The organism is Streptomyces sp. NRRL WC-3618 (genome assembly GCF_001280005.1).
Lineage (GTDB): Bacteria > Actinomycetota > Actinomycetes > Streptomycetales > Streptomycetaceae > Streptomyces.
Genome location: NZ_LGDW01000483.1, coordinates 1 through 21,848 on the forward strand (window position 1 = coordinate 1; position 21,848 = coordinate 21,848).

At 68.3% G+C, this 21,848-nt stretch carries 21 protein-coding genes and 1 tRNA gene; 11 read left to right on the forward strand and 11 right to left on the reverse strand.

Translation table 11 applies throughout. From position 1 onward, the window contains the following. The 3 genes from ADL01_RS38050 to ADL01_RS38060 all read right to left on the reverse strand — a co-directional run. On the reverse strand, window positions 1-1,685 hold a 1,685-nt coding region (locus ADL01_RS38050; protein ID WP_053746647.1), incomplete at its 3' end, for a tetratricopeptide repeat protein. Window positions 1,686-1,891: 206 nt separating this feature from the next. Continuing rightward, window positions 1,892-1,965: transfer RNA gene (locus ADL01_RS38055), tRNA-Met, on the reverse strand. A gap of 72 nt (window positions 1,966-2,037) precedes the next feature. After that, on the reverse strand, window positions 2,038-4,992 hold the full coding sequence (locus ADL01_RS38060) for a UPF0182 family protein (RefSeq protein WP_053746648.1): 2,955 nt from the start codon (window positions 4,990-4,992) through the stop codon (window positions 2,038-2,040). A 165-nt stretch (window positions 4,993-5,157) separates the two neighbouring features. Between ADL01_RS38060 and ADL01_RS38065 the strand changes: the two genes are divergently transcribed. Beyond that, window positions 5,158-5,703: a PPA1309 family protein gene (locus ADL01_RS38065; protein ID WP_053746649.1), complete on the forward strand. Its 546-nt coding sequence runs from the start codon at window positions 5,158-5,160 to the stop codon at window positions 5,701-5,703. Window positions 5,704-5,727: 24 nt separating this feature from the next. Here the strand turns inward: ADL01_RS38065 and ADL01_RS38070 are convergent, their stop codons facing one another. The 7 genes from ADL01_RS38070 to ADL01_RS38095 all read right to left on the reverse strand — a co-directional run bounded on the left by ADL01_RS38070 (window position 5,728) and on the right by ADL01_RS38095 (window position 10,621). Then, window positions 5,728-6,822, reverse strand: coding sequence for a PDZ domain-containing protein (locus ADL01_RS38070; RefSeq protein ID WP_053746650.1), 1,095 nt, complete (start codon window positions 6,820-6,822; stop codon window positions 5,728-5,730). 58 nt (window positions 6,823-6,880) lie between these two features. After that, a complete protein-coding gene (locus tag ADL01_RS45575) occupies window positions 6,881-7,039 on the reverse strand; it encodes a hypothetical protein (RefSeq protein WP_006379628.1) in 159 nt (52 codons plus the stop codon). 106 nt (window positions 7,040-7,145) lie between these two features. Then, complete coding sequence (locus ADL01_RS38075) at window positions 7,146-7,607, reverse strand: molybdenum cofactor biosynthesis protein MoaE (protein ID WP_053746651.1); 462 nt, start codon at window positions 7,605-7,607, stop codon at window positions 7,146-7,148. A gap of 360 nt (window positions 7,608-7,967) precedes the next feature. Beyond that, a complete protein-coding gene (locus ADL01_RS38080; RefSeq protein ID WP_053746652.1) occupies window positions 7,968-8,444 on the reverse strand; it encodes a MarR family winged helix-turn-helix transcriptional regulator in 477 nt (158 codons plus the stop codon). A 92-nt stretch (window positions 8,445-8,536) separates the two neighbouring features. Further along, window positions 8,537-9,340: an AIM24 family protein gene (locus tag ADL01_RS38085; protein WP_053746653.1), complete on the reverse strand. Its 804-nt coding sequence runs from the start codon at window positions 9,338-9,340 to the stop codon at window positions 8,537-8,539. Continuing rightward, window positions 9,337-9,987 carry an AIM24 family protein gene (locus ADL01_RS38090; protein WP_053746654.1) on the reverse strand — a complete coding sequence of 217 codons (651 nt, stop codon included), beginning with the start codon at window positions 9,985-9,987 and terminating at the stop codon, window positions 9,337-9,339. The genes ADL01_RS38085 and ADL01_RS38090 overlap by 4 nt, the downstream gene beginning before the upstream one ends. A gap of 1 nt (window position 9,988) precedes the next feature. Next, window positions 9,989-10,621 carry an AIM24 family protein gene (locus tag ADL01_RS38095; RefSeq protein ID WP_053746655.1) on the reverse strand — a complete coding sequence of 211 codons (633 nt, stop codon included), beginning with the start codon at window positions 10,619-10,621 and terminating at the stop codon, window positions 9,989-9,991. Window positions 10,622-10,840: 219 nt separating this feature from the next. Between ADL01_RS38095 and ADL01_RS38100 the strand changes: the two genes are divergently transcribed. The 6 genes from ADL01_RS38100 (at window position 10,841) to ADL01_RS38125 (ending at window position 16,405) form a co-directional block, all read left to right on the forward strand. Beyond that, window positions 10,841-11,194: a DUF3817 domain-containing protein gene (locus ADL01_RS38100; protein WP_053746656.1), complete on the forward strand. Its 354-nt coding sequence runs from the start codon at window positions 10,841-10,843 to the stop codon at window positions 11,192-11,194. Further along, entirely contained in the window at window positions 11,191-11,484 is a 294-nt protein-coding gene (locus ADL01_RS38105; RefSeq protein WP_053746657.1) for an MTH1187 family thiamine-binding protein, read from the forward strand. The genes ADL01_RS38100 and ADL01_RS38105 overlap by 4 nt, the downstream gene beginning before the upstream one ends. 147 nt (window positions 11,485-11,631) lie before the next feature. Beyond that, entirely contained in the window at window positions 11,632-13,380 is a 1,749-nt protein-coding gene (locus ADL01_RS38110) for a glycosyltransferase family 2 protein (RefSeq protein ID WP_053746658.1), read from the forward strand. Between the two features lie 3 nt (window positions 13,381-13,383). Next, the gene (locus ADL01_RS38115) at window positions 13,384-15,369 is read left to right on the forward strand and encodes a kelch motif-containing protein (protein ID WP_053746659.1); all 1,986 of its coding nucleotides are present in this window, start codon (window positions 13,384-13,386) and stop codon (window positions 15,367-15,369) included. A 97-nt stretch (window positions 15,370-15,466) separates the two neighbouring features. Continuing rightward, window positions 15,467-15,976 (forward strand): MarR family winged helix-turn-helix transcriptional regulator, encoded by a 510-nt coding sequence (locus ADL01_RS38120; RefSeq protein ID WP_053746660.1) that lies wholly within the window; start codon window positions 15,467-15,469, stop codon window positions 15,974-15,976. A 90-nt stretch (window positions 15,977-16,066) separates the two neighbouring features. After that, the gene (locus ADL01_RS38125; protein ID WP_053746661.1) at window positions 16,067-16,405 is read left to right on the forward strand and encodes a DUF3817 domain-containing protein; all 339 of its coding nucleotides are present in this window, start codon (window positions 16,067-16,069) and stop codon (window positions 16,403-16,405) included. Window positions 16,406-16,408: 3 nt separating this feature from the next. On the opposite strand, the gene ADL01_RS38130 is transcribed toward ADL01_RS38125, so the two are convergent. Further along, on the reverse strand, window positions 16,409-17,035 hold the full coding sequence (locus ADL01_RS38130) for a TetR/AcrR family transcriptional regulator (protein WP_053746662.1): 627 nt from the start codon (window positions 17,033-17,035) through the stop codon (window positions 16,409-16,411). A 182-nt stretch (window positions 17,036-17,217) separates the two neighbouring features. Between ADL01_RS38130 and ADL01_RS38135 the strand changes: the two genes are divergently transcribed. From ADL01_RS38135 to ADL01_RS38150, 4 genes are all read left to right on the forward strand, one after another. Further along, a complete protein-coding gene (locus ADL01_RS38135; protein ID WP_053746663.1) occupies window positions 17,218-18,198 on the forward strand; it encodes a tetratricopeptide repeat protein in 981 nt (326 codons plus the stop codon). Between the two features lie 706 nt (window positions 18,199-18,904). Next, complete coding sequence (locus tag ADL01_RS38140) at window positions 18,905-19,546, forward strand: DUF6230 family protein (protein WP_053746664.1); 642 nt, start codon at window positions 18,905-18,907, stop codon at window positions 19,544-19,546. A gap of 135 nt (window positions 19,547-19,681) precedes the next feature. Continuing rightward, window positions 19,682-20,290 (forward strand): DUF6114 domain-containing protein, encoded by a 609-nt coding sequence (locus tag ADL01_RS38145; protein ID WP_053746665.1) that lies wholly within the window; start codon window positions 19,682-19,684, stop codon window positions 20,288-20,290. Beyond that, window positions 20,280-21,677: a hypothetical protein gene (locus ADL01_RS38150; RefSeq protein ID WP_053746666.1), complete on the forward strand. Its 1,398-nt coding sequence runs from the start codon at window positions 20,280-20,282 to the stop codon at window positions 21,675-21,677. The genes ADL01_RS38145 and ADL01_RS38150 overlap by 11 nt, the downstream gene beginning before the upstream one ends. Window positions 21,678-21,848: the final 171 nt, after the last annotated feature.

Sequence of the window (21,848 nt, forward strand, 5' to 3'; positions counted from 1 at the left end):
GCATACACCAGCGCCAACCGCAACGCAGCCCGCCCATGCCCCGCCTGAGCCGCCCGAGCCCACCACACCGCAGCCTCGGGCTCACTCCCCTCCCGAGCCAGCAACAGCCCAAGATTGAACGCCCCGTTACGAGACCCGGCCTCGGCGGCGGCCCGGTACCACCGAGCCGCCTCCACCACGTCCCCCCGAGCCGACGCCAGCATCCCCACCCGCACCTGCGCCCGCCGATGCCCCTGGGAAGCCGCCCGCTCGTACCACTCCTCGCACTCCGTCTTCTCGTGCGCGATCTCACCGAGCTCATGCGCGGGCGCCTGCGGCCGCCGCGCGTCAAGCACCGCGGCCAGCCGATACGCGGCCTCGGGACTCCCCCCGCCCGCCGCACACCGCAGATACCGCTCGGCCTCCCGCTCGTCCCCCTCCCGCAGCCGCACGATCCCGACCTGAAGCGCCGCCTCGGTGTGCCCGGCGCCGGCGGCCCGCTCGTACCAGCGCAGCGCGGCCTCGTCCTCACCCCGCCCGGCATGCAGAATCCCGAGGTTGAAGGCGGCGTCGACACTGCCCGCCTCCGCGGCCTTGGAGAACCACGGCTCGGCCCCCGCCGCGTCCCCACCCTGCAACAGCAGAATGGCGAGCGCGTTGGCGGCCTCGCGATGCCCGGCGTACGCGGCCCGGCGGTACCACTGCTCGGCCTGCGCCGTACGCGACTGCTCGGCGCACAGCAGACCGAGGTTGTACGCCCCGTTCACATCCCCGGCGTCCATGGCCGCCCGGTACCAGCGCTCGGCGGTCTGGGTCTCGCCGCGTTCGGCGTGCAGCGCGCCCAGCGCGTTGGCGGCGTTGCCGTCGCCGTCCTGCGCGGCCCGCAGCCACCACACGGCGGCGCTCTCGGAGTCCCCCGCGTCACGCAGCAGGAACCCGAGCGCGCAGGCGGCCCTGGCCTCGCCGTCCTTGGCGGACGTCAGATACCAGCGCCCAGCCTCTTTGAGCTCACCACGCTTCTCCAGAATGGCCCCGAGATGCAGCGCGGCCCGCTGATGCCCGCGAGCGGCAGCCTGCCGGTACCACTGCTCGGCCTCCCCGGCTCCACCGTCACTCGCACCACCCTCGGCGCCCGCACTCTCCCCACCTTCCGCGGCCTTCCGGTCGAGCGCCCGGGCAAGCCGATAGGCCGCCTCCCGGTGCCCCCGCTCGGCAGCGACACGCATCCACCGCTCGGTGGCCGCGTCGCCGCGGTGCTCCAGCAGGTCGGCGAGGGCGTAGGCGCCCAGCACATGCCCCTGCTCGGCGGACTGGCGCAGCCAGTACTCGGCGGCGGGCTCGTCACCGCGCTCGCGGTGGTGGCGGCCGAGTGCGTGCGCGGCGGGTGCGGATCCGGCGACGGCGGCGATCCGCCACCATCCGGCGGCGTCGTCGGCGTACCCGCGCTGGTGGAGGAGGACACCGAGGTTGTTGGCGGCGGCGCGGTCACCGGCGGCGGTGGCGGCACGCAGCTGAGGCTCGGCTCCGTCGAGATCACCACGGCGCAGCAGCATGGCTCCGAGGACACTCATCGCCTCGACGTCGCCGGCCTCGGCGGCGAGCCGTTGGCGTTCCTCTTCTACCGCCTCGCCGGTTTCGTCCCGGCCAGAAGGCTGCACAAATCGCCCTGTCTCCAACAGAGTTGCCTTGTCCCCCATAACGTCCATCGTCGCACCACCTGCAACCTGGGTACACCTGGTATACCGCAGCCAGTGAGGTCTCTACAGCGTTTTGTCGACATGCCCACAGAGAGACAAGTGAAACACGATTACCCTCAACTGCCCCAGGTACGCGCGGCCTTCGCCGTGTCGGCACATGCGTTCGCACACCACGAAGGCCCGGATCCTTGGAGGATCCGGGCCTTCGCGATCAGTAGCGGGGACAGGATTTGAACCTGCGACCTCTGGGTTATGAGCCCAGCGAGCTACCGAGCTGCTCCACCCCGCGCCGTTGTGTTGCAACCGTACCACGGCGCGGGGGGAGCCCAGGACGCAACCTCAGCAGGCCCTCCGACCAGCACTAACCACTGGTCGAACCGCTGCTGGGACTGCTACTCGCACCGGGGCTGGGACTACCGCTGGGACCACCGCTGGGACCGGGGCTCGCGCCACCGGACTTCCCGGCCGCGGACTGCGCCTCCTCGGCCCGCTTCAGAGCGGCCTTGAGGTCCGTCTGTGCCTTGCCGTACGCCTCCCAGTCGCCCTTCTTCAGGGCTGCCTGGCCGTCGTCGAAGGCCTTCTGGGCATCGGTGAGCGCCTCTCGGACCGTCGGGTTGCCCGACGGCGGCGGGGTCTTGCCGCCACCCTCGTCCGGCGGCTCGGTGGTCGTGCCCTCCGCCCCGAAAACCTTGTTGAGCGCGGCGTCGAGAGTGTCCTCGAAGGCGGTCTGGCCGCCGTAGGTCACCAACACCTTGCGCAACAGCGGGTACTTGAGTCCGCTGCCGCGTACGTAGACAGGTTCCACGTAGAGCAGGCCTCCGTCGAGCGGCACCGTGAGCAGGTTGCCGTACTCGATCTCCGAGTCGCCGCCTCTCAGCAGCCTGATGGACTCGGCGATGTCCTGTTCGGAGTTGAACTGGCTCTGGACCTGTTTGGGTCCGTCGACCGTTCTGCTCGTCGGCAGTTTCAGGATTCTGATCCTGCCGTAATCGCTTGTCCCCGCCTCGGCGTTGACCGCCATGAACGCGCTCAGGTTGTCCCGGCCGTTCGGCGTGAAGGTCGTCGTCAGAGAGAACGCCTGTGCCTTCTGGTCGGGCATCTTCATGCTCAGGTAGTACGGCGGCACGGCGTCGCCCGACTTGTTGCTCGGGTCGTCCGGCACCTGCCACACCTCGGAGCCGCTGAGGAACGTCGCGGCACTCGCCACGTGGTAGCGGGTCAGCAGCTCGCGCTGGACCTTGAACAGGTCCTGCGGGTACCGGAGATGGGCCATCAGCGAGGCCGAGATGTCACTCTTCGGCTCGACCGTGTGGGGGAAGGCCTTCATCCAGGTCTTCAGGACGGGGTCCTTGGTGTCCCACTGGTAGAGCTTGACCTCGCCGGTGTACGCGTCGACGGTCGCCTTCACCGAGTTGCGGATGTAGTTGACCTGGTTCTGCTGCGCCACCACCGCCCGCTGGTTGTTGCTGGCGGTGAGCGAGTCGGCCGTCGTGTCGCCCAGGGTGGTGCGGGAGGCGTACGGATAGCCGTTCGTCGTCGTGTACGCGTCGACGATCCACTGGATCTGACCGTCGACAACGGCCGGGTAGGCGTCGCCGTCGATGGTCAGCCAGGGCGCGACCGCCTCGACCCGCTCCTTGGGCGTGCGGTTGTACAGAATCCGCGAACCCTCGCCGATGGCACCGGAGTAGAGGATCTGCGGCTCGCTGAACGCGACGGCGTACGCGGCACGGTTCATCGGGTTGGAGAGGTTGACGCCGCTCTTCCCCTTGTAGCTGGTGGTCTTCTCACCGGTGTCGTCGGAGTAGTCGATCTCCTTCTGGGGACCGCCGACGATCGAGTACTGGCTGGTCTTCTCGCCGTAGTAGATCCGCTGCTGGTACGTCCCGAGGTCACCCATGGACGGCAGGTCGGACTCGGTGAAGACCGGGCGGCCCTCGGCATCGGCCGTGGTGCCCTTGGCCGCGACCACACCGAATCCGTGGGTGTAACGGAAGTGGTCGTTGATCCAGTTGTTCTTCGGGATGCCGTTGAGGTTCAGCTCACGCAGACCGATGACCGTGTCCTGGTCCTTGCCGTTCTTGCTGTACCGGTCGACATCCAGGTTGGTCGGGAACGCGTAGTAATTACGCATCTGCTGGAGCTGCTGGAACGTCGGCGACACGATGTTCGGGTCCATGATGCGGATGCTCGCCGTGGTGTCGACGTCGTCGCGCAGCTTGGTCTTGTCCTCGGTGTCACTGCGTCCGGGGTACTCGCTGACCTTGGCGCCGTCGATGCCGTACGCCTCGCGCGTCGCCTTCAGGTTCTTCTCGACGTACGGGGCTTCCTTCGCCTGCTCGTTCGGCTGGACCTGGAACTTCTGGACGATCGCCGGGTACAGCCCGCCGATGAGGATGGCCGACAGGACCATCAGTCCGAAGCCGATGACGGGCAGCTGCCAGGTGCGCCGCCACAGGGTCGCGAAGAACAGCAGCGAGCAGATGATGGCGATGCAGAACAGGATCGTCTTGGCCGGCAGATAGGCGTTGGCGTCGACGTAGCGCAGGCCCGTCCAGTTACCGGTCGCCTTGAAGTCGCTCGACTTCACCGCGAGGCCGTACCGGTCGAGCCAGTACGCGACCGCCTTGAGCGCGACGAAGAGCCCCAGCAGCACGGACAGGTGCCCGGTCGCCGCAGCCGTGGCACGGGCTCCCGGGCTGGTGATGCGCAGCCCGCCGTACAGATAGTGGGTGAGGGCGGCGGCGATCAGGGAGAGGATCGTGGCGGCGAAACCGAAGCCCAGCAGGAAGCGGTACCAGGGCAGGTCGAAGGCGTAGAAGGACACGTCCAGACCGAACTGGGGGTCCTTCTGTCCGAAGGACACTCCGTTGACCCACATCAGCCAGGTCCGCCACTGTCCGGACGCGGACGCGCCCGCGATGAGGCCGACCATGGCCGTGATACCGACCAGTAGCCACATCTTGTACGGGGCGATGCCCATGCGGTACCGGTCGAGGCTCTGTTGCTCCATCGACATGGCACTCAGCGGCGGGCGCAGCCGGTGCGCCAACCAGATGTTCACACCCACCGCGGTCGCCATCAGCAGACCGAAGACGAAGAAGAGACCGATCTTGGTCCACAGTGTGGTCTTGAACACGGACGAGTAGTTGACCGAGCGGTACCAGAGCCAGTCCGTCCAGAACCCCGCGAACATGATGAACGCCATGCCGAGTACGGCAAGGACGCCCAGCGTCATGAGCAGGGTCCGGACGCGCCGGGACGGGCGGCCCACTCTGATCCGTGGCCCCTGCGGGCCTCCGCCGCGGTCCGGCATCTGGAAAGCCAAGGTTGGCACCTCAAAAGTCGCTGTCGGTCCGTCAGGCCCCCGTGATCGCGGACCATCCGTCAGGCCTCGTGATCGTAGAGGCCTCACCTATGCAACTTACTCACGCTTTACTCGGTTCCCGGTTCGGCCCATGAACGAGGCAGGATTGTGACTATGTCCAACACTCCCATGGCGGCGAACCCGCTCACCCGGGCCGTACTCGAGATCGACGAGTACGCCTCCAGCCTCGGCTGGGACCAGCCGGCCCGCCTTTTCGCCCTCGTAGACAACGCCAGCCTGCGGGTCCAGGAACCGGCTCTCGCGGCCCAGCTCGACCTGGCGGACGAGCAGAAGACCACCGGTCTCACTCCGATCGAGCAGGACGAGATCCCTGCGGGCAAGCCGCTGGACGAGTTCCTCGCCACCATCGCCTGGCCGGACGCGGTGGTCGGCTGCGCCCTCACTGTCGAGCGCCTGATGCTTCCGCCGTCCGCGGAGGCGTCGGTTCCGCAGGGGCTGAGCGACAAGAAGCTGGCGGCCTGGGTCGCAGCCCACCCGGACCGTCAGGAGGTCCGGATGACGGTCGCGGTCATGCGCGACGGGACGCGTGACTCGGCGGTGCGCCTGCGCGAGAAGGACGCGGCGACGGAGGTGCTCACCGGCTCGGGCCTGGTACCGGGCCTGGCGGAGGCACTGTCGGCGACGTTCGCGGAGGACTAGCGAGTGGGCAGTCCTACGGACTGCCTACTTGGTGCCGCACTTCGGCAGACCACCAGTGTCGCCGGAGCGAATGTCCTTGAGGGCGCTCAACGCATCGCCAATGGTCGCCACCTTGACGAGTGTGAGCCCCTCGGGGGTGTCCTTGGCGGCGGCCGCGCAGTTGTCGGCCGGCGTCAGGAAGTACTGAGCTCCCTTGTCCCGCGCGCCGACGGTCTTCATCTCGATCCCGCCGATGGGGCCGACCTTGCCGTCGTCGTCGATGGTGCCGGTACCGGCCACGAACTTGCCGCCGGTGAGGCTTCCGGGCGTCAACTTGTCGTAGATACCGAGGGCGAACATGAGCCCCGCGCTGGGCCCCCCGACATCGGCGAGCTTGATGTCGATGGTGAACGGGAACGTGTGATCGGTCCCGGCGGAGATCCCGACGATGGCCCGCGCGGCTTCGGTGTCGTCGGACTTGGTGGTCGTGATGGTGACGTCCCGCGTCGTGGTGGCCGGCCGGTGCGCCTTCTCGGCGGCGGCCTGCTCCGCGGCGGGCACGATGGTGAAGACGACCTTCTCGCCGGCCTTGTGCTTGGTCACCAGCTTGGCGACGTCGCCGGGCTCCTTGACCGTCGTACCGTCGACAGCCTTGATGACGTCGCCGGCGTGCAGCACGCCCTCGGCCGGGGACCCCTTGAGGACGGTGGAGACGATCACCCAGGACTGCACCGGAACGTCGAGCTTTTCCAGTGCCGCGACCTTGGCGCTTTCCTGGGACTGGCTGAATTCCTCGGCGTTCTCCTGCGTCGACTGCTCCTCGGTCTTGCCGTCCGGGTAGAGCGTGTCGTGCGGCACGACCTTGTTGTCGTGCGACAGCCACCCGAACACGGCCTCGACGAGGTTCATCCGGTAGTCGGCGCTGGTGACCCGAACGGTGGTCATGTTCAGGTGCCCGGTCGTCGCATAGGTCTTGCGCCCGGAAATCTGGAGCACCGGCTCGCCGCCGTGGTCCCCGAGAGTGTTCACGGTCGGCCCCGGCGACATCTCCGCATACGGCACGGTGATGAACACTCCGGCGCAGAGGAGCGCGATCAGCATCAGGGTGGAGGCGAGCATCGTCGCGGTGCGGCGTGGCATGGCACGACAGTACGGGACGGTCCTGTCGGCGCACCGTCAGGGCCGTCCGTACGGTGTCTCAGGTACGGGACTTCTCCATGGCCTCGCGGAACCGCTCGTAGCCGTCGAGCTCAGGCCCGTCACCGCGGGTTCTGCGCGTCCGGTTGGCCCAACTGCCCCACAGGCCGGCACCGATCGCAGCCACCAGCGGAATCAGCAACCAGGCGAGTGCCGCCATGCCGACCTCCCAACCCCAAAGAGCGACCGCAACTGACTGATCAGCAGGTTAGCCTCCACCGTGTCAACGCTCACGCCCGGGGGGCTGTTACGCAACCGGAGAGGCGTCAGCACGCGCCGACCCATTCCTCGGTCCCGTCGGAGAAGGTCTGATGCTTCCAGATGGGCACCTCGTGCTTGAGGTCGTCGATCAGCTTCCGACAGGCCTCGAATGCCTCACCCCGGTGCGGACAGGACACGGCGACCACGACAGCCAGATCCCCCACGGCCAGGTCCCCCACGCGGTGTACGGCGGCAAGGGCCCGCACCGGGAACTCGGCGACGACCTTCTCGGCGACCCGCCGTATCTCGGCCTCGGCGCTGGGGTGACACGAATAGCCGAGCGCGTCGACGTCGGCACCCCCGTCGTGATTCCGCACGGTGCCCACGAACAGGGCGGTTCCCCCGGCGGAGTCGTCCCCGACAGCGCGGAAAACCTCGTCCAGGGAGAGCGGCGCGTCCCGAACGGCAACCAGCTTGATGGGTTCCAGAGCCGCCTGCTCACCGGGATGCTCACTGAGGGATGCCATACCCCCATCGTGCCTCACCCCACTGACATCCATCAGCCCAGCCCCGGCGTGTGTGGACAAGGCCCCTTCAGCCGAGCCTTCTTTCCCATACACCCGCCCTCGCCGCTTCTACAGCCCAGGCACAGGCTTCTCGACGTACCCGGGGTTCGGAGATGAGCCCTGTTCGGCCGGGCCTTCTTTCCCGCCCACCCACCCGCGCTGCGTCTACAACCCGAGCCCCGGCACCCCCAGCCCGTCCGGGGGTCCCCCCTCTGGGGGAGTTTGAGGACGAGGCCCCTTCAGGGCCGAAGGGGGGAAGGCGGAGCTCTGTTCGAGCTCCGCCTGCCGTTCGCCTGATCCGTAGGGCAGGCCCCGCCGGCCCTACGGCCTGCCGCGCTGGCCGCGCAGGTGCTGTGCGATCGGCTTGAGCGACTTGCTGAGCTCGGCCATGGCCTCCGGGGTCAGCAGACCGATGAAGTGCCGCCTTACGGACGCCACATGATGAGGCGCGACCTTGTTCATCGTGTCCATGCCCTGCTGGGTGAGGACCGCGTACAGGCCCCGCCGGTCGGACTCGCAGTTCTCCCGGCGGACCAGGTTCGCGTTCTCCATGCGGGTGATCTGGTGGGAGAGCCGGCTCTTGGACTGGAGGGTGGCGGACGCGAGGTCACTCATCCGCATCCGTACGCCCTCGGACTCGGAGAGGTTCACGAGGATCTCGTAGTCGTTCATCGTCAGGCCGAACGGTTGCAGGTCTTTTTCGAGCTGATAGGTCAACAGTCTGTTGACCTCCAGGTGGGTGCGCCAGGCGCACTGCTCTGCCTCGGTCAGCCAGCTTGTGGCCGTCTCGGTCTCCATGAATGAAGTCTACCTAAAAGGTTGAAAGGCGAACTAGTGAGGGTGGCGTGACGGCGCGCACATGTTCGACGTCACACTCCGCAGACTACCGCTCACAGCCCGAAGCGACGCTGGAGGTCGCCGAGCTGTCCGGGAAGACGCGGTACGGCCGCACCCGGTTGCTGCGGATGGCCTGCCGGGGTCCCGCCGCCACCCGGTACCCCGGGCTCGTGCGGAACCGCGCCCGTGGCCTGCTCGGCCATGAGCGTTTCGGAGGACTGGAGCAGTACCGTACCCGCCCCGACGAACTCGAACTGGTGCTCCTCGCCGGAGGCCCCGCCGAGGCCCGTCATCGCACGTAGGCCGCCCATCAGGCCTGTCATGTACCCATGGTCGTAGTGGTGGCAGGGGGAGGGGCAGTCCGCCCAGCCGACCAGGGCCTGCGGATCCACCCGGATCGGGGGTTCCATGAACACCACCGGACCGTTCGACGCGGCCACGAACTTGCCCGTCCCGATGAGGGTCAGGAAGCCCGGCACGATCGACTGCTTGAGCGCGAGACTTGGCTGAAATGCGAGGAGGTTGCCGGAGCGAATGGTCAGGTTGCCCTCCTCCAGGTCGTACGAATTCACGTCGAAGGCCCGGTCGGCGAGCAGCATCTTGCCGGAACCCTCGGCGACGACCCAGTCGCTCGCGTGCAGAGGCGAATGGAAGGACGTACGGACGAGACGGTCCAGGCGGCCGTGCCCGATGCCGTTGAAGTCGATCGAGCCGTAGTAGGCGATCATCTTCCCCTTCTGCAGGAACCACTGGCTCCCCTTGAGCTCCACGCAGAAGGTGTAGTTGTTGACGTTGTCGTCGGACGGCAGCGTCATCGGGTCGTGGACGACGGGCCCCGAGCCCGGGTAGGTGGTCACAGCTTCTCCTCCGACGCCTGGACGTACACCGCACCGCTGCCGCTCAGCTCCAGCTGGAACGCCTCGCCCGAGCCGCGGCCCACCATGTCGCGCCAGCCGAGCGCGGTGGACAGCTTGTTGCGGATATCGCCGTGGTGCGCGACGTACGCCTGCGGGTCGACGTGGACCGGGCGCTGGGGAGTGATCGGCACCTCGATCACCCCGCCGTGGGCCATGACGGCGACCGCGCCGTGCCCCTTGAGGGTGGTGGTGAAGAGTCCCTGGCCCGTCACCTGCCCCCGGACCATGCCCATGACGCCGCCCTGCGAGCCCATGAACATCGTGCCCTGCTGGAGAGTGCCGTCGAACGCGAGGAGACGGTCCGCCTCGACGCACAGCGTGTCCCCGGCGAGGCTGATGACCTGGATGTGGTGGCCGCCATGCCCGAAGAGGACCGTGCCGCTGCCCTCGACGGTCATCAGAGGGGTGGCCTCATCGGCGACCCGGCGGCCGATCATCGACATGATCCCGCCCTGGCCGCCCTGGATGTTGGGCGTGAAGGACACCTCGCCCTTGTAGGCGAGCATCGCCCCGCGCTGACTGAACACGCGCTGACCGGGCAGGACGGTCGCCTCGACCATCTTGGAGTTGATCTCACGGAAGGGCATGTCACACGTCCCCGGCGATCGTGTTGCGCTCACTGGGCTGGACGTACACCAAGCCGTCGCCCTCGAAGCGGATCTGGAAGGCCTCGCCGCCGCCCTCGCCCACGAACGTGCGGAACGACACACCGGACTGGAAGGACTGCCGGACGTTGCCCTGGTGCGCGATGTACGCCCCCGGGTCGACCGTCAGCGGGTACTGGGGGCTCACGCGCAGCACCACCGCCGGCCCGTCCGACATGATCGCCGCCTGGCCGTGCCCCTCGACGGTCGTCGTGAACAGCCCGTTGCCCTGTGAGGCGCCGCGCAGCCCGGTGAACGACGTGCCCGTGCGCAGGCCTCCGTCGGTCGCCAGCAGGTTGCTCGACTCGACGTACAACGTGTCCCCCTGGAGGGCGACAAGGTTTATCTCGGAGGCGCGATCGGCGAACCAGCAGGTCCCGTGCCCCTTCACCTCCATCAATGTCATCTGCTCACCGGTGATCCGCCTGGTGACCATCCCCCGGATGCCCTCACCGCCGCCGCTGAGCTTCTTGAATCCCATCTGTCCGTCGTACGCCACCATCGAGCCGTTCTTCGCCTTCACGGCGTCCCCGGTCATGTCGATGGCCAGCACCTTGCTGCCTTGAAGTCGAAACATCGCCACGTGGCGAAGGTAGCCCGCCGGGCACCTCCGGCAACAGATCCCGAAGGCGGAGATCGCCCTGATCCTCCCCCTAGGGGCCGAACCCTCCCGTCCACACCCCCGTACCGCTCGCGCGAGCCGCACTGTCACAATGGGCGGACGCTTGTGCGTCCATTCACAAAGCGTCCATTCATAAAGCGCCCCGTTCGCCCAGCGACCCACCGAAGGTGACCCGTGGACATCAAGACCGCCTCCGCCCTCCGCCGCCTGCGGCTGGTCTCGGCCCCCGAGGCCGTTTCCTTCCTCCTCCTGCTGGTCTGCTCGGTGCTGAAGCGGACCACGGACTTCAACGCGGTGCCCGTCATGGGCATGGTCCACGGCATCCTCTTCGTCCTCTACGTGATCTTCTGGGCGGACGCCTGGAGCCGCGCCAAGTGGTCCCTGAAGACCGCCGCCCTCTACTTCGTCCTCTCCGTCCTCCCGACCGGCGGCTTCTTCGCCGAGCGCAAGCTGCGCCGCGAGGCCGAGCGCGCCGTCAACGTGGCCCTCGCCGCCCGGGTCCGCCAGGAAGAGGCCTACAAGTCATGATCGTCGCCTTCTCCGTGACACCCCTCGGCGTCGGCGAGGAAGTGGGCGAGTACGTCGCCGACGCCGTCCGCGTCGTCCGCGAATCCGGGCTCCCCAACCGCACCGACGCCATGTTCACGTCCATAGAGGGCGACTGGGACGAGGTCATGGACGTCGTCAGACGGGCCGTCGCAGCCGTCGAGGAACGCGCGCCGCGCGTCTCCCTCGTCCTCAAGGCGGACATCCGTCCCGGCGTGAACGACGGTCTGACCTCCAAGGTGGAGACGGTCGAGCGCCACCTCTCCGCGTGACCCTCATGAGGCGCTGACGGAGTCACCGCCGCCCGGCCCAAACCGCCCGCGCCCACCCTCACCCGTACGGCCCCACCCAGTTCGCCCGGACGCCGTATCTCCCCTTTGGTGGGGGATATCGGCTTCGTTCGATCACGGGAGGGCGCTGTGCGGCCCGAGGGCTATGACTACGACACCCACAGTCGGCTGGCCGGCCCCCTCACCGAGGCGCCGACCGGAGCTCCGTACCAGGTCCGGTACACCTCGCTCCTCTCCCGCGAGCCGCACCGCATACGCGCCGTCGTCCTCATGACCCTCGCGCCGCTGCTCACCGGCGTCCTGCTCGTCTACCTCGTGTGGCCCACCCACTGGGTGGAGCGCGAGGGCGGTGAGACGTGGCGGGTCCGTCTCGACGTCGTGATGCTCGTCGCCATCGGGCTGATCGAGCTGTTCATGCTCGTCAACGTGGTGTCCATCGCCCATGCCACCCTGGTCGCCCGCGACCCCGTACCCGTCGTACCCGAGTCCGGCACCCGCGTCGCCTTCCTCACCACGTACGTCCCCGGCAGGGAACCCCTCGCGATGGTCCGGGCGACCCTCGTAGGCGCGATCCGCGTCCACCACACCGGCCCCCTGGACGTCTGGCTCCTCGACGAGGGCGACGACGAACAGGCCAGGGCCCTCTGCGCCGAACTGGGCGTACGGCACTTCACCCGGCACGGGGTGCCCGAGTGGAACCGGGACGAGGGCGTCCACCGGGCCCGTACCAAGCACGGCAACTACAACGCGTGGCTCGCCAAGCACGGCGACGCCTACGACTTCTACGCCTCCGTCGACACCGACCACGTCCCGCTCCCCGACTTCCTGGCGCGGATGACGGGCTTCTTCCGTGACCCGAACGTCGCCTTCGTCGTCGGCCCCCAGGTGTACGGGAACTACACCCACCCCGTCACCAAGGCCGCCGAATCGCAGCAGTTCCTCTTCCACGCGCTCATCCAGCGCGCCGGCAACCGCTACCGCGCGCCCATGTTCGTCGGCACCAACAACGTCGTACGCATAGCCGCCGTCCAACAGATCGGCGGGCTGTGCGACTCCGTCACCGAGGACATGGCCACCGGCTTCGAGCTCCACCGCCGACGCAATCCGCGCACCGGGCGCCACTGGCGGTCCGTCTACACCCCGGACGTGCTCGCCGTGGGCGAGGGGCCCGCCTCCTGGACCGACTTCTTCACCCAGCAGACGCGCTGGTCGCGCGGCACGTACGAGACGTTCTTCAAGCAGTACTGGAAGGCACCCTTCACCATGCCCCCGGGCCGCCTGTTCTCGTACACGCTGATGCTCGTCTACTACCCGATGGCCGCCGTCAACTGGTTCCTCGGCGTGCTGAGCTGCTTCCTCTTCCTCTGGTTCGGGGCCTCCGGCACCCAGGTCGCCGCCTCCGTCTGGCTGATGCTCTACAGCGATGCCGCCGCCCTCCAGATCGGGCTGTACCTGTGGAACCGGCGGCACAACGTCTCGCCCCACGAGCCCGAGGGCTCCGGCGGGCTCGCCGGCATGGCGATGTCGGCGCTGGCCGCGCCGATCTACCTGAAGTCGCTCTGCGAGGCCCTGCTCCGCCGCCCCAGCCGGTTCGTCGTCACGCCCAAGGGCAGCGACGTCAGCCCCGACCGGCTGCTCACCTTCCGCGTCCACCTCTGCTGGGCCACGCTCCTCGCGGCCTCGCTCGTCGCCTCCGCCCACCTCGGCCACACCCACGCGGCCATGCGCACCTGGGCCGTCCTCGCCCTGGCGATCTCCCTGGCCCCGGTCGGCGTGTGGATCGCCACCCGGGCCAGGGGCCGCGCGGTGACCGAGGAACCCGTCGTCGCCACGCCCACCGTCTCCCCGGCCGCCGGCACCCCGACAGGAGGCACCTAGGCCATGGCCTCCCAGCCGTCGAAAAAGCCCAAGAGGCCCAAGAAGAAGCCCAAGGTGACGAAGAAGACCGTCCTCGGCATCGGAGGTGTCGCCCTCCTCGCCGGTCTCAACGCCCCCGCCGTCCTCGGCTTCGCCGGCGAGCGGTACCACGAGTACAAGATCGCCCAGCCCGGCTACCGGGCGAAGTACGGCTCCTGGAGCGCGCTCGACATCCCGAAGGAGTTCCGCACCAACGCCATCCACGCCGCCCTGCTGCACACCGGCAAGGTGCTGATCGTGGCGGGCTCGGGCAACGAGCAGAAGAAGTTCGACAAGGGGTCCTTCGACACCGTCCTGTGGGACCCGAGGACGGACACCTTCAAGAGGATCGCCACCCCCGACGACTTCTTCTGCGCCGGCCACGCCCAACTCCCCAGCGGACGGCTCCTGGTGGCCGGCGGCACCGCCCGCTACGAACTCCTCGACGGCGAGGTCGAGCGGGCCGGCGGCGGGATGCGCGTCAAGAACGAGAACCCCGACAAGGCGATGCGCCTGAAGAAGGGCACCCGCTTCCGCTCACCCTCGGGGGTCGAGTACGTCAGCCGGTTCGACGTCACCGTCCCCAGGGCCAGGCGCACCCAGAAGATCACGTACAACGCGGCCGGTGTCATGCGTCCCTGGGTGACGAAGGTCGTCCCGAGCGAGTCGCGGGTCTTCGTCGAGGCGGCCGAGGCGGGGCCCGGGTCGATCACCGCGAGGCAGGCCCAGTACGAGATCGTCGGCCTGAAGGGCGAGGACGCGGCCAACACGTACGGTCTCTCCGAGAAGATCACCATGGACAAGCAGGACTTCCAGGGGATCAGGGCGGCCTACGAGTTCGATCCGAAGGCCGAGAAGTACGTGCCCGTCGACCCGATGGACAAGGCGCGTTGGTACCCGACACTCGTCGGCCTCGACGACGGACGGGTCCTCGCCGTCTCCGGCCTCGACGACGTCGGGGCGATCGACCCCGGGGACAACGAGATCTACGACCCGAGGACCAGGAAGTGGACCCCGGGCCCCAAGCGCTACTTCCCCACCTACCCCGCCCTCTTCCTCACGCAGGGCGGCAAACTGTTCTACCCCGCCTCCAACGCCGGCTACGGGCCCGCCACCAAGGGCCGCGCGCCGGGCCTGTGGGACCTGGAGACGAACACCTTCGAGAAGGTGCCGGGCCTCACGGACGCCGACGAGACCGAGACGTCCGCCTCCGTTCTCCTGCCGCCCGCGCAGGACCAGAAGGTGATGATCCTGGGCGGCGGAGGCGTCGGCGAGTCGAAGAAGGCCACGCGGCGCACGGCCGTGGTCGACCTCAAGAAGGACAACCCGGTCTTCGAGCCCGGCCCCGACCTCCCCCAGGGCACCCGCTATCTGAACAGCGTCCTCATGCCGGACGACACGGTGTTCACGACCAACGGCTCCGCCGACTACCGGGGGCGCAGCGGCAGCAACATCCTCAAGGCGCAGTTCTACGACCCCAAGGCGAACCGTTTCCGCGCGGCGGCCGACCCGAAGGTGGGCCGCAACTACCACTCCGAGGCGCTGCTCCTGCCCGACGGCCGGATCGCCACCTTCGGCTCCGACCCGCTCTACGACGACCAGCGGAACACCAAGCTCGGCCACTTCGAGCAGCGGATGGAGATCTTCACCCCGCCCGCGCTGCACAGGAACGGCAAGAACCGTCCCGTACTGGGGGACGGCCCCCAGGAAACCGACTCGTACGGCCGCGCGACCTTCGCCACCACCCACCCCGAGCGGGTCTCCAAGGCCCGTCTGATGCGCCCCAGCGCGGTCACCCACACGACGGACGTCGAACAGCGCTCCATCGACCTTCCCCTCAGCAAGGACCGCACCTCGGTGACGATCGACGTACCGAACGACCGGACGCTCGTGCCGCCCGGCTGGTACATGCTGTTCGTGACCGACACGACGGGGACGCCGTCGGAGGCGAAGTGGATCCAGGTGCGATGAAGTGGCGTGCCGGGAGCGGTCCGAGGGGCGGCCGGGCCCGACCGAAGGGCGAGACGGGGGCTGACCACGATATGACCGGCCGGTAGGGTCTCGTCCCGTGCCGAAGCCGCTCAGTCTCCCCTTCGACCCCATCGCACGCGCCGACGAACTGTGGAAGCAGCGCTGGGGAAACGTCCCGTCCATGGCCGCCATCACCTCGATCATGCGCGCGCAGCAGATCCTGCTCGCCGAGGTCGACGCGGTCGTGAAGCCGTACGGTCTGACGTTCGCGCGGTACGAGGCGCTGGTGCTGCTCACCTTCTCCAAGGCCGGCGAGCTCCCGATGTCCAAGATCGGCGAGCGTCTGATGGTCCATCCGACGTCGGTCACGAACACCGTGGACCGGCTGGTGAAGTCGGGCCTCGTCGCCAGACGCCCCAACCCCAACGACGGCCGCGGCACCCTCGCCACGATCACCGAGAAGGGCCGCGAGACCGTCGACGCGGCGACCCGCGACCTGATGTCGATGGACTTCGGCCTCGGGGTGTACGACGCGGAGGAGTGCGCGGAGATCTTCGCGATGCTCCGGCCGTTGCGGGTGGCGGCGAGCGACTTCAAGGAGGAGTAGGCCGGGGGCCGGGTCGGGGGCCGGCAGACGGTCGGTAGAGGGGCCGGGGCGGCGGAAGATCGCCGGAAACCGGCGGTTACGCTCGTGCCCATGAAAAAGAGCGTGCTGACCCGCTACCGCGTCATGGCCTACGTCACCGGTGTACTGCTGGTTCTGCTGACCCTCGGGGTGTTCGCCAAATACGTCCTGGACATCAAGGGCGCCGACAGTTTCACCAGCGTCGTCGGTATCGCGCACGGCTGGCTGTACGTCGTGTACCTGGTGTTCGCCTTCGATCTGGGCTCCAAGGCGAAATGGCCGGTCCGCAGGCAGCTGTGGGTCCTGCTCGCCGGCACCATCCCCACGGCCGCGTTCTTCGTGGAGCGCAAGGTCAGCCACGAGCTGGCGGCGCAGTTCGCGGAGCCGTCGCCGGTGGCCGCCCAGGCGTAACTCTTACGGGTGCGGGCCCAGCCCCAGCAGCAGTACCCGGGTGAACGCTCCCGCCCACTCCGGGTCCACCGGCTCGGCGCTCACCAGCGTGCGGTGCACCACCGCGCCCGCCACCATGTCGAAGATCAGGTCCACCGTGCGCGCGGTGTCCTCCGGGTCCTGTTCCGGGGGGAGTTCGCCGCGCTGCTGGGCGCGGGCGCGGCCTTCCAGGACCAGGCGTTTCTGCCGGTCCACGATCGACGTGCGGATGCGCTCCCGCAGCGCGTCGTCGCGCGTCGACTCGGCGACCACCGCCATCAGGCCGCTCTTCGTCTCCGGGCGCACCAGGATCGCCGCGAACTGGAGGACGACGCCCTCGATGTCGGCGGCGAGGCTGCCCCGGTCGGGGAGCTCCAGTTCGTCGAAGAGGGCCGCCACCGCGTCGACGACCAGTTCGTTCTTGCCGGGCCAGCGGCGGTAGAGGGTCGTCTTCGCCACCCCCGCGCGCGTGGCCACGTCCCCCAACGTCAGCCCGGACCAGCCCAGTTCGACCAGGGCGTCCCGGGTCGCCGCCAGGATCGCCGCGTCCGCGGTGGCGCTGCGGGGGCGTCCCGTACGGCTGGCGGGGCTGGCGGGGTTGCGGCTCTGCATGGCATGACCATAACCGGCGGTTCCTGCCCCCTGGGGTCGTGAGGGAGGTCACTCGGGGGTGCTTCCCAGGGGGCCGCCACTGCCGTTACGCTACGGCTCGTAGCGAAAGCAGGGTCCATCGACCAGGACCGCTTTTCACTACGGCTTTCACATGTGCAGGCCGAACGGGGGAGGATAGACGCATGCAGCCACGGAACATGTCCATGAGCGGGGTCGTCGACCTCGCCGCGGTGAAGGCGGCCCAGGAGGCCAAGTCGAAGGCGGAGCAGGCACGCGCCGAAGCCGCCCGGCAGGGCGGGGGAGGTGCCGTCTCTCCGGCCGACCTCGTTATCGACGTAGATGAGGCCGGGTTCGAACTCGATGTCCTGCAGCGGTCCACCGAAGTGCCCGTCGTCATCGACTTCTGGGCCGAGTGGTGCGAGCCGTGCAAGCAACTGAGCCCTGTCCTCGAGCGGCTGGCCGTCGAGTACAACGGGCGCTTCGTCCTCGCCAAGGTCGACGTCGACGCCAACCAGATGCTGATGCAGCAGTTCGGCATCCAGGGGATTCCGGCCGTCTTCGCCGTCGTCGCCGGGCAGGCCCTGCCGCTCTTCCAGGGCGCCGCCGGTGAACAGCAGATCCGCGAGACCCTCGACCAGCTCGTACAGGTCGCCGAACAGCGCTTCGGCCTCACCGGCCTCGTCATCGACACGGACGCCCAACCCGGCGACCGACAGGCCGCCGCTCCCCAGGCCGTCCCGGCCGGGCCGTACGACGCGCTGCTCGAAGCCGCCGTGCAGGCCCTGGACGCGGGGGACTTGGGCGGCGCGGTGCAGGCGTACAAGAACGTGCTGAGCGACGACCCCGGGAACACCGAGGCCAAACTCGGTCTCGTACAGGCCGAGTTGCTCCAGCGCGTGCAGGGAGTCGACCCGCAGCAGGTACGCAAGGACGCCGCCGAGAAGCCGCTGGACGCGGGCGCGCAGATCGCCGCCGCCGACCTGGATCTGGTGGGCGGCCATGTCGAGGACGCGTTCGGGCGGCTGATCGAGACGGTGGGGCGTACGGCGGGCGACGACCGCGATGCCGTACGGGTACGGCTGTTGGAGCTGTTCGAACTCGTCGGCGCGGACGACCCGCGGGTCGCGGCGGCTCGGCGGGCGCTGGCGCGGGCGTTGTTCTGACCGGGGCGGGCGGGCGGTTGGTTCGGCGGATGCGCCACGGGTCACGGTCACGGTTCGATCGGTGATTCGATCAGTGTTCTGACCTGTCGCTAAACATGCCGAGGCGTGTTGTCCGCGTGAAGGATTTGCCGATCGGGTGTCAATGCGGCCACGTTTTACCAAATCTTGGTAATCGTGGCCGCTGTTACTTGGAGTAAGCCGACGGCGTCGCACTGTTCGGGTTGCGGGGAGAAGCGGGCGGTTTGTCACCCCCCTGAAGGCCACCCAGTGTTGTCGAACGGTATCCGGGGGTCGCTGCGCGGTTATCTGCCCGTTACTAGCCAGTAACGAACCCCCTTGTGCGGGCGGCCAGAATGCACCACGATCGGCGACGCTCGGTCCTATCCCGTACGCCGACAGCCAGTCGGCCGGACGGGAGTTGTTGGGTCCCCACCGGGCAGAGTCGGCGGCAGTGGCGCCGGCTCTCGGACAGGGGGGTCTTCGCCTGCGGGTGGAGCCTGTCCGGCAAGGTTGTGCGTGATGTGCGTCAGGCGCGACCAGTGACTGTCACTCGGGGGTGATCGCCGGTGATTCGGGCGCTGTTCGCGCCGACGAGAGCGGGCGCTCTCCTATACCGAGGACGTAGCACTTCTCCCATCCTTGCCCGGCTGAGCCGCCGTCATGGGGCAGTCAGGGTCAGGGGATGTACGTCCGAGAAGGAGGAAATATGGAGTCCCAGGTGCGTGGCGGGACAAGATGGAAGCGCTTCGCTGTGGTCATGGTGCCCAGCGTCGCCGCTACGGCATGTATAGGTGTCGCCCTCGCGCAGGGTGCTCTTGCCGCTTCGTTCAGTGTGTCCGGTCAGTCGTTCAAGGTCCGCGCTGACTACATCGAGGGCAACGGCTTCTCGCAGTACGGCGCTGTCGACATGGGCGACCCGGCGAGCAAGGAGAGCACCCACCCGGTTGCGGTGTCGGCGTTCTCGAATGCCCGCATCCAGAACATGTGCCAGTCGGTTGTCACGCCGCGAATCCCGTTCTTCGGCACTGCCACTCTGGTGCTGAGGGCGGGCGACAGTGACAAAAAGGAAGAGCAGGTTAGCGCCAAGAACCTGTACATCGACGTCGAGCGACTCGAGGCCGAGAAGGCCGTGTTCGGCGACATGAACATTGGTGTCGCCGCACGTGACCTGAAAAACCCGCCTATGAAGGGCAACGGGGAGAAGTCGGACCCCAATGGATTCGGCCAGGAAGCCGGCCATGTGGACCTGTACGGGGTGAAGCAGACGGCGTGGGCCACCACCGCCGGAACCTTCACGCTGCCCGGTCTGAGCATGAACGTCGTCACGGGTACCCACGAGTGCTACTAAGCACTCAGTGACGGGTGGGGGAGGCCGTGAGGCGCCCCCGCCCGCTCCACTCCGACCGGGTCTTCGTGGATCGCCCTCGTGCAACCGACGAAAGACCCTCTCACCACAGCAACACCGCACCAGGGAGCTGTTTCCATGAGCGCCGAGACTCCTGCCGCCCCCAGTTTGCCCACCCGCTGGAGGCTGCAGTTCCGCGCCTGGCGGGGGACGAGGCCGTTCTGGGCCGGTCTGCTTGTCATGATCGGCGGTGTCCCGATCATGTACTTCCCTTACGCGCACCTCACGATCGGTCAGCTGACGATCCGCATGGCCACAACGGCCGGCGCGGGATCACTGATCATCGGAGTCCTGCTCGTCGTCCTGGGCATCAGCCTCTGGTTCCAGAAGCATGTACGGACCTTCGCCGGCACCGCCGCGATCCTGCTGGGACTGGTGTCCCTCCCGGTCTCCAACTTTGGCGGGTTCATCGTCGGCTTCGTGTTCGCCCTGGTAGGCGGCGCGCTGGCCATCGCTTGGGCGCCCGGTGTGCCGGAATCGACGAAGTACGGGGAGCCCGAGGGAGACGGCACGGCCGCGGCACCTGCCGCTGCGGCCCCTGTGTCCGCCGAGGCCACCGACTCCACGGATGTGGCGACCGAGCCGGGCGGACTGAACATGAGCAAGTCGAACGAGCCGTACGAGCCGAACGATCTGTCAGGAACGAGCCCGGTGAACGGGGCGAACGGGAGGCACAGTGCCGGCTGACGAGGTGACCCACGGGACTGACGTGGACACGTCCCGCGGGAGAACCGGGCCGCGGCACGCGGCCCCGAGGAAGCCGCTGTTCACCAGGTTCCATGTGCCGGCCGGCAAGGCGATAGCCCTGGCGGCGATGCCCACCGCGGTGCTCATGGGCATGGGGTTCACGCCGACACTCGCACGTGCCGACAACAAGCCGACGACGAACACCATGACGGCTGAGGAATACCAGAAGTGCGTTGAGGTGCTGACCGGCGCCGCGAGCGGTACGGACGCGACGCCGACACCCTCCGCGTCCACCAGCTCCTCCTCCCCTTCGCCGTCCGACGACGGGGACAGGACGCCGAAGCCGTCCCCCTCGGCCAAGGCCACGGACTCGGGCTCCGGTTCCTCGGACGGTTCGTCGGATTCAGGTTCCGACGACGCGGCCGAGCCGGCGCCGGCGCCGTCCGTGAGCAAGGCGACGTCCAGTGGCGGCACCGGCGGCGACAGCGACAAGGTCACGCCCACGCCCACCCCCACTCCCTCGGCGAGCGCGAGCGCCACCGAGGAGAGCGGCGGCGGCCTGCTCGAGAACATCGGCGACGCGATCACGGGCATCTTCAACGGCGGCAGCGACTCGTCGAGCGACAAGGCGTCCACGACGACATCCTCCGCGGAGTCGAAGCAGGCTGCCGAGCCGACCGAGGGGACCGCCGCGCCGACGCCGGCCGCGTCACCGACACCGACGGCGGCCGACAAGCCCACGGCTGACAAGGGCAAGCCCGACACCACCACGGTCAAGGACTCGAAGCCGAAGGTCACCGAGGTCCTCAAGGACACCTCTGACACGGCGGCCAAGGCGACGGAGAAGACTGCGGAGGCGGCCAAGGAGCCTGCCGCGTCACCGAGTCCCTCGGCGAGCGCGACCCCAGACCCGGACGACTGCCCCGCAGCCACCGACGAAAAGGGTGACGTCGACAACGCGACCACGCTGCCTGTCGACCCGTGGACCCTGAAGGCCAGTTCGCTGACGCTCAACGGCGCGGACTACAAGGGCATCGTCAAGGTGCGCACCGCCGACGGCACGGTCAAGGAGGTCCTGAAGTACGTGATCTCCGGAGGCACGACGATCGGCGACCTGCACCAGATCGTCAAGGACCGCCTGTCCGGCAAGACCTACCACGCGCAGGCGGCCAAGGGCACGGACTCCACGATCAAGGGCGGCAAGACGATCATGTACACGGAGAGCATCTCCGGCAACCTGCTCGGCGTGGTCCCGGTGACGTTCAGCCCGAAGAGCCCGCCGCCTCTGAACCTCCCGTGGATCTACTTCACGAACGTGACGGTCATCCAGGCAGGCCAGTTCGGCGGCACGCTGACGATCCCGGGCCTGCATCAGTACACGACCTGAGCGCTCACCACCCCGTTCGGGAGCCGCACCGAGGACTGTGGCCCGGCCGTACCGCTTTGGCGGGGGTCGGGTCACAGTCTTGTGCGGGGAGACGAATAGTTGTCGAACGGATTGGCGAATAAAGACTTCTGTGGGCGCCGTCTTGCTGTCATGATGATCCGGTCCCTGGGG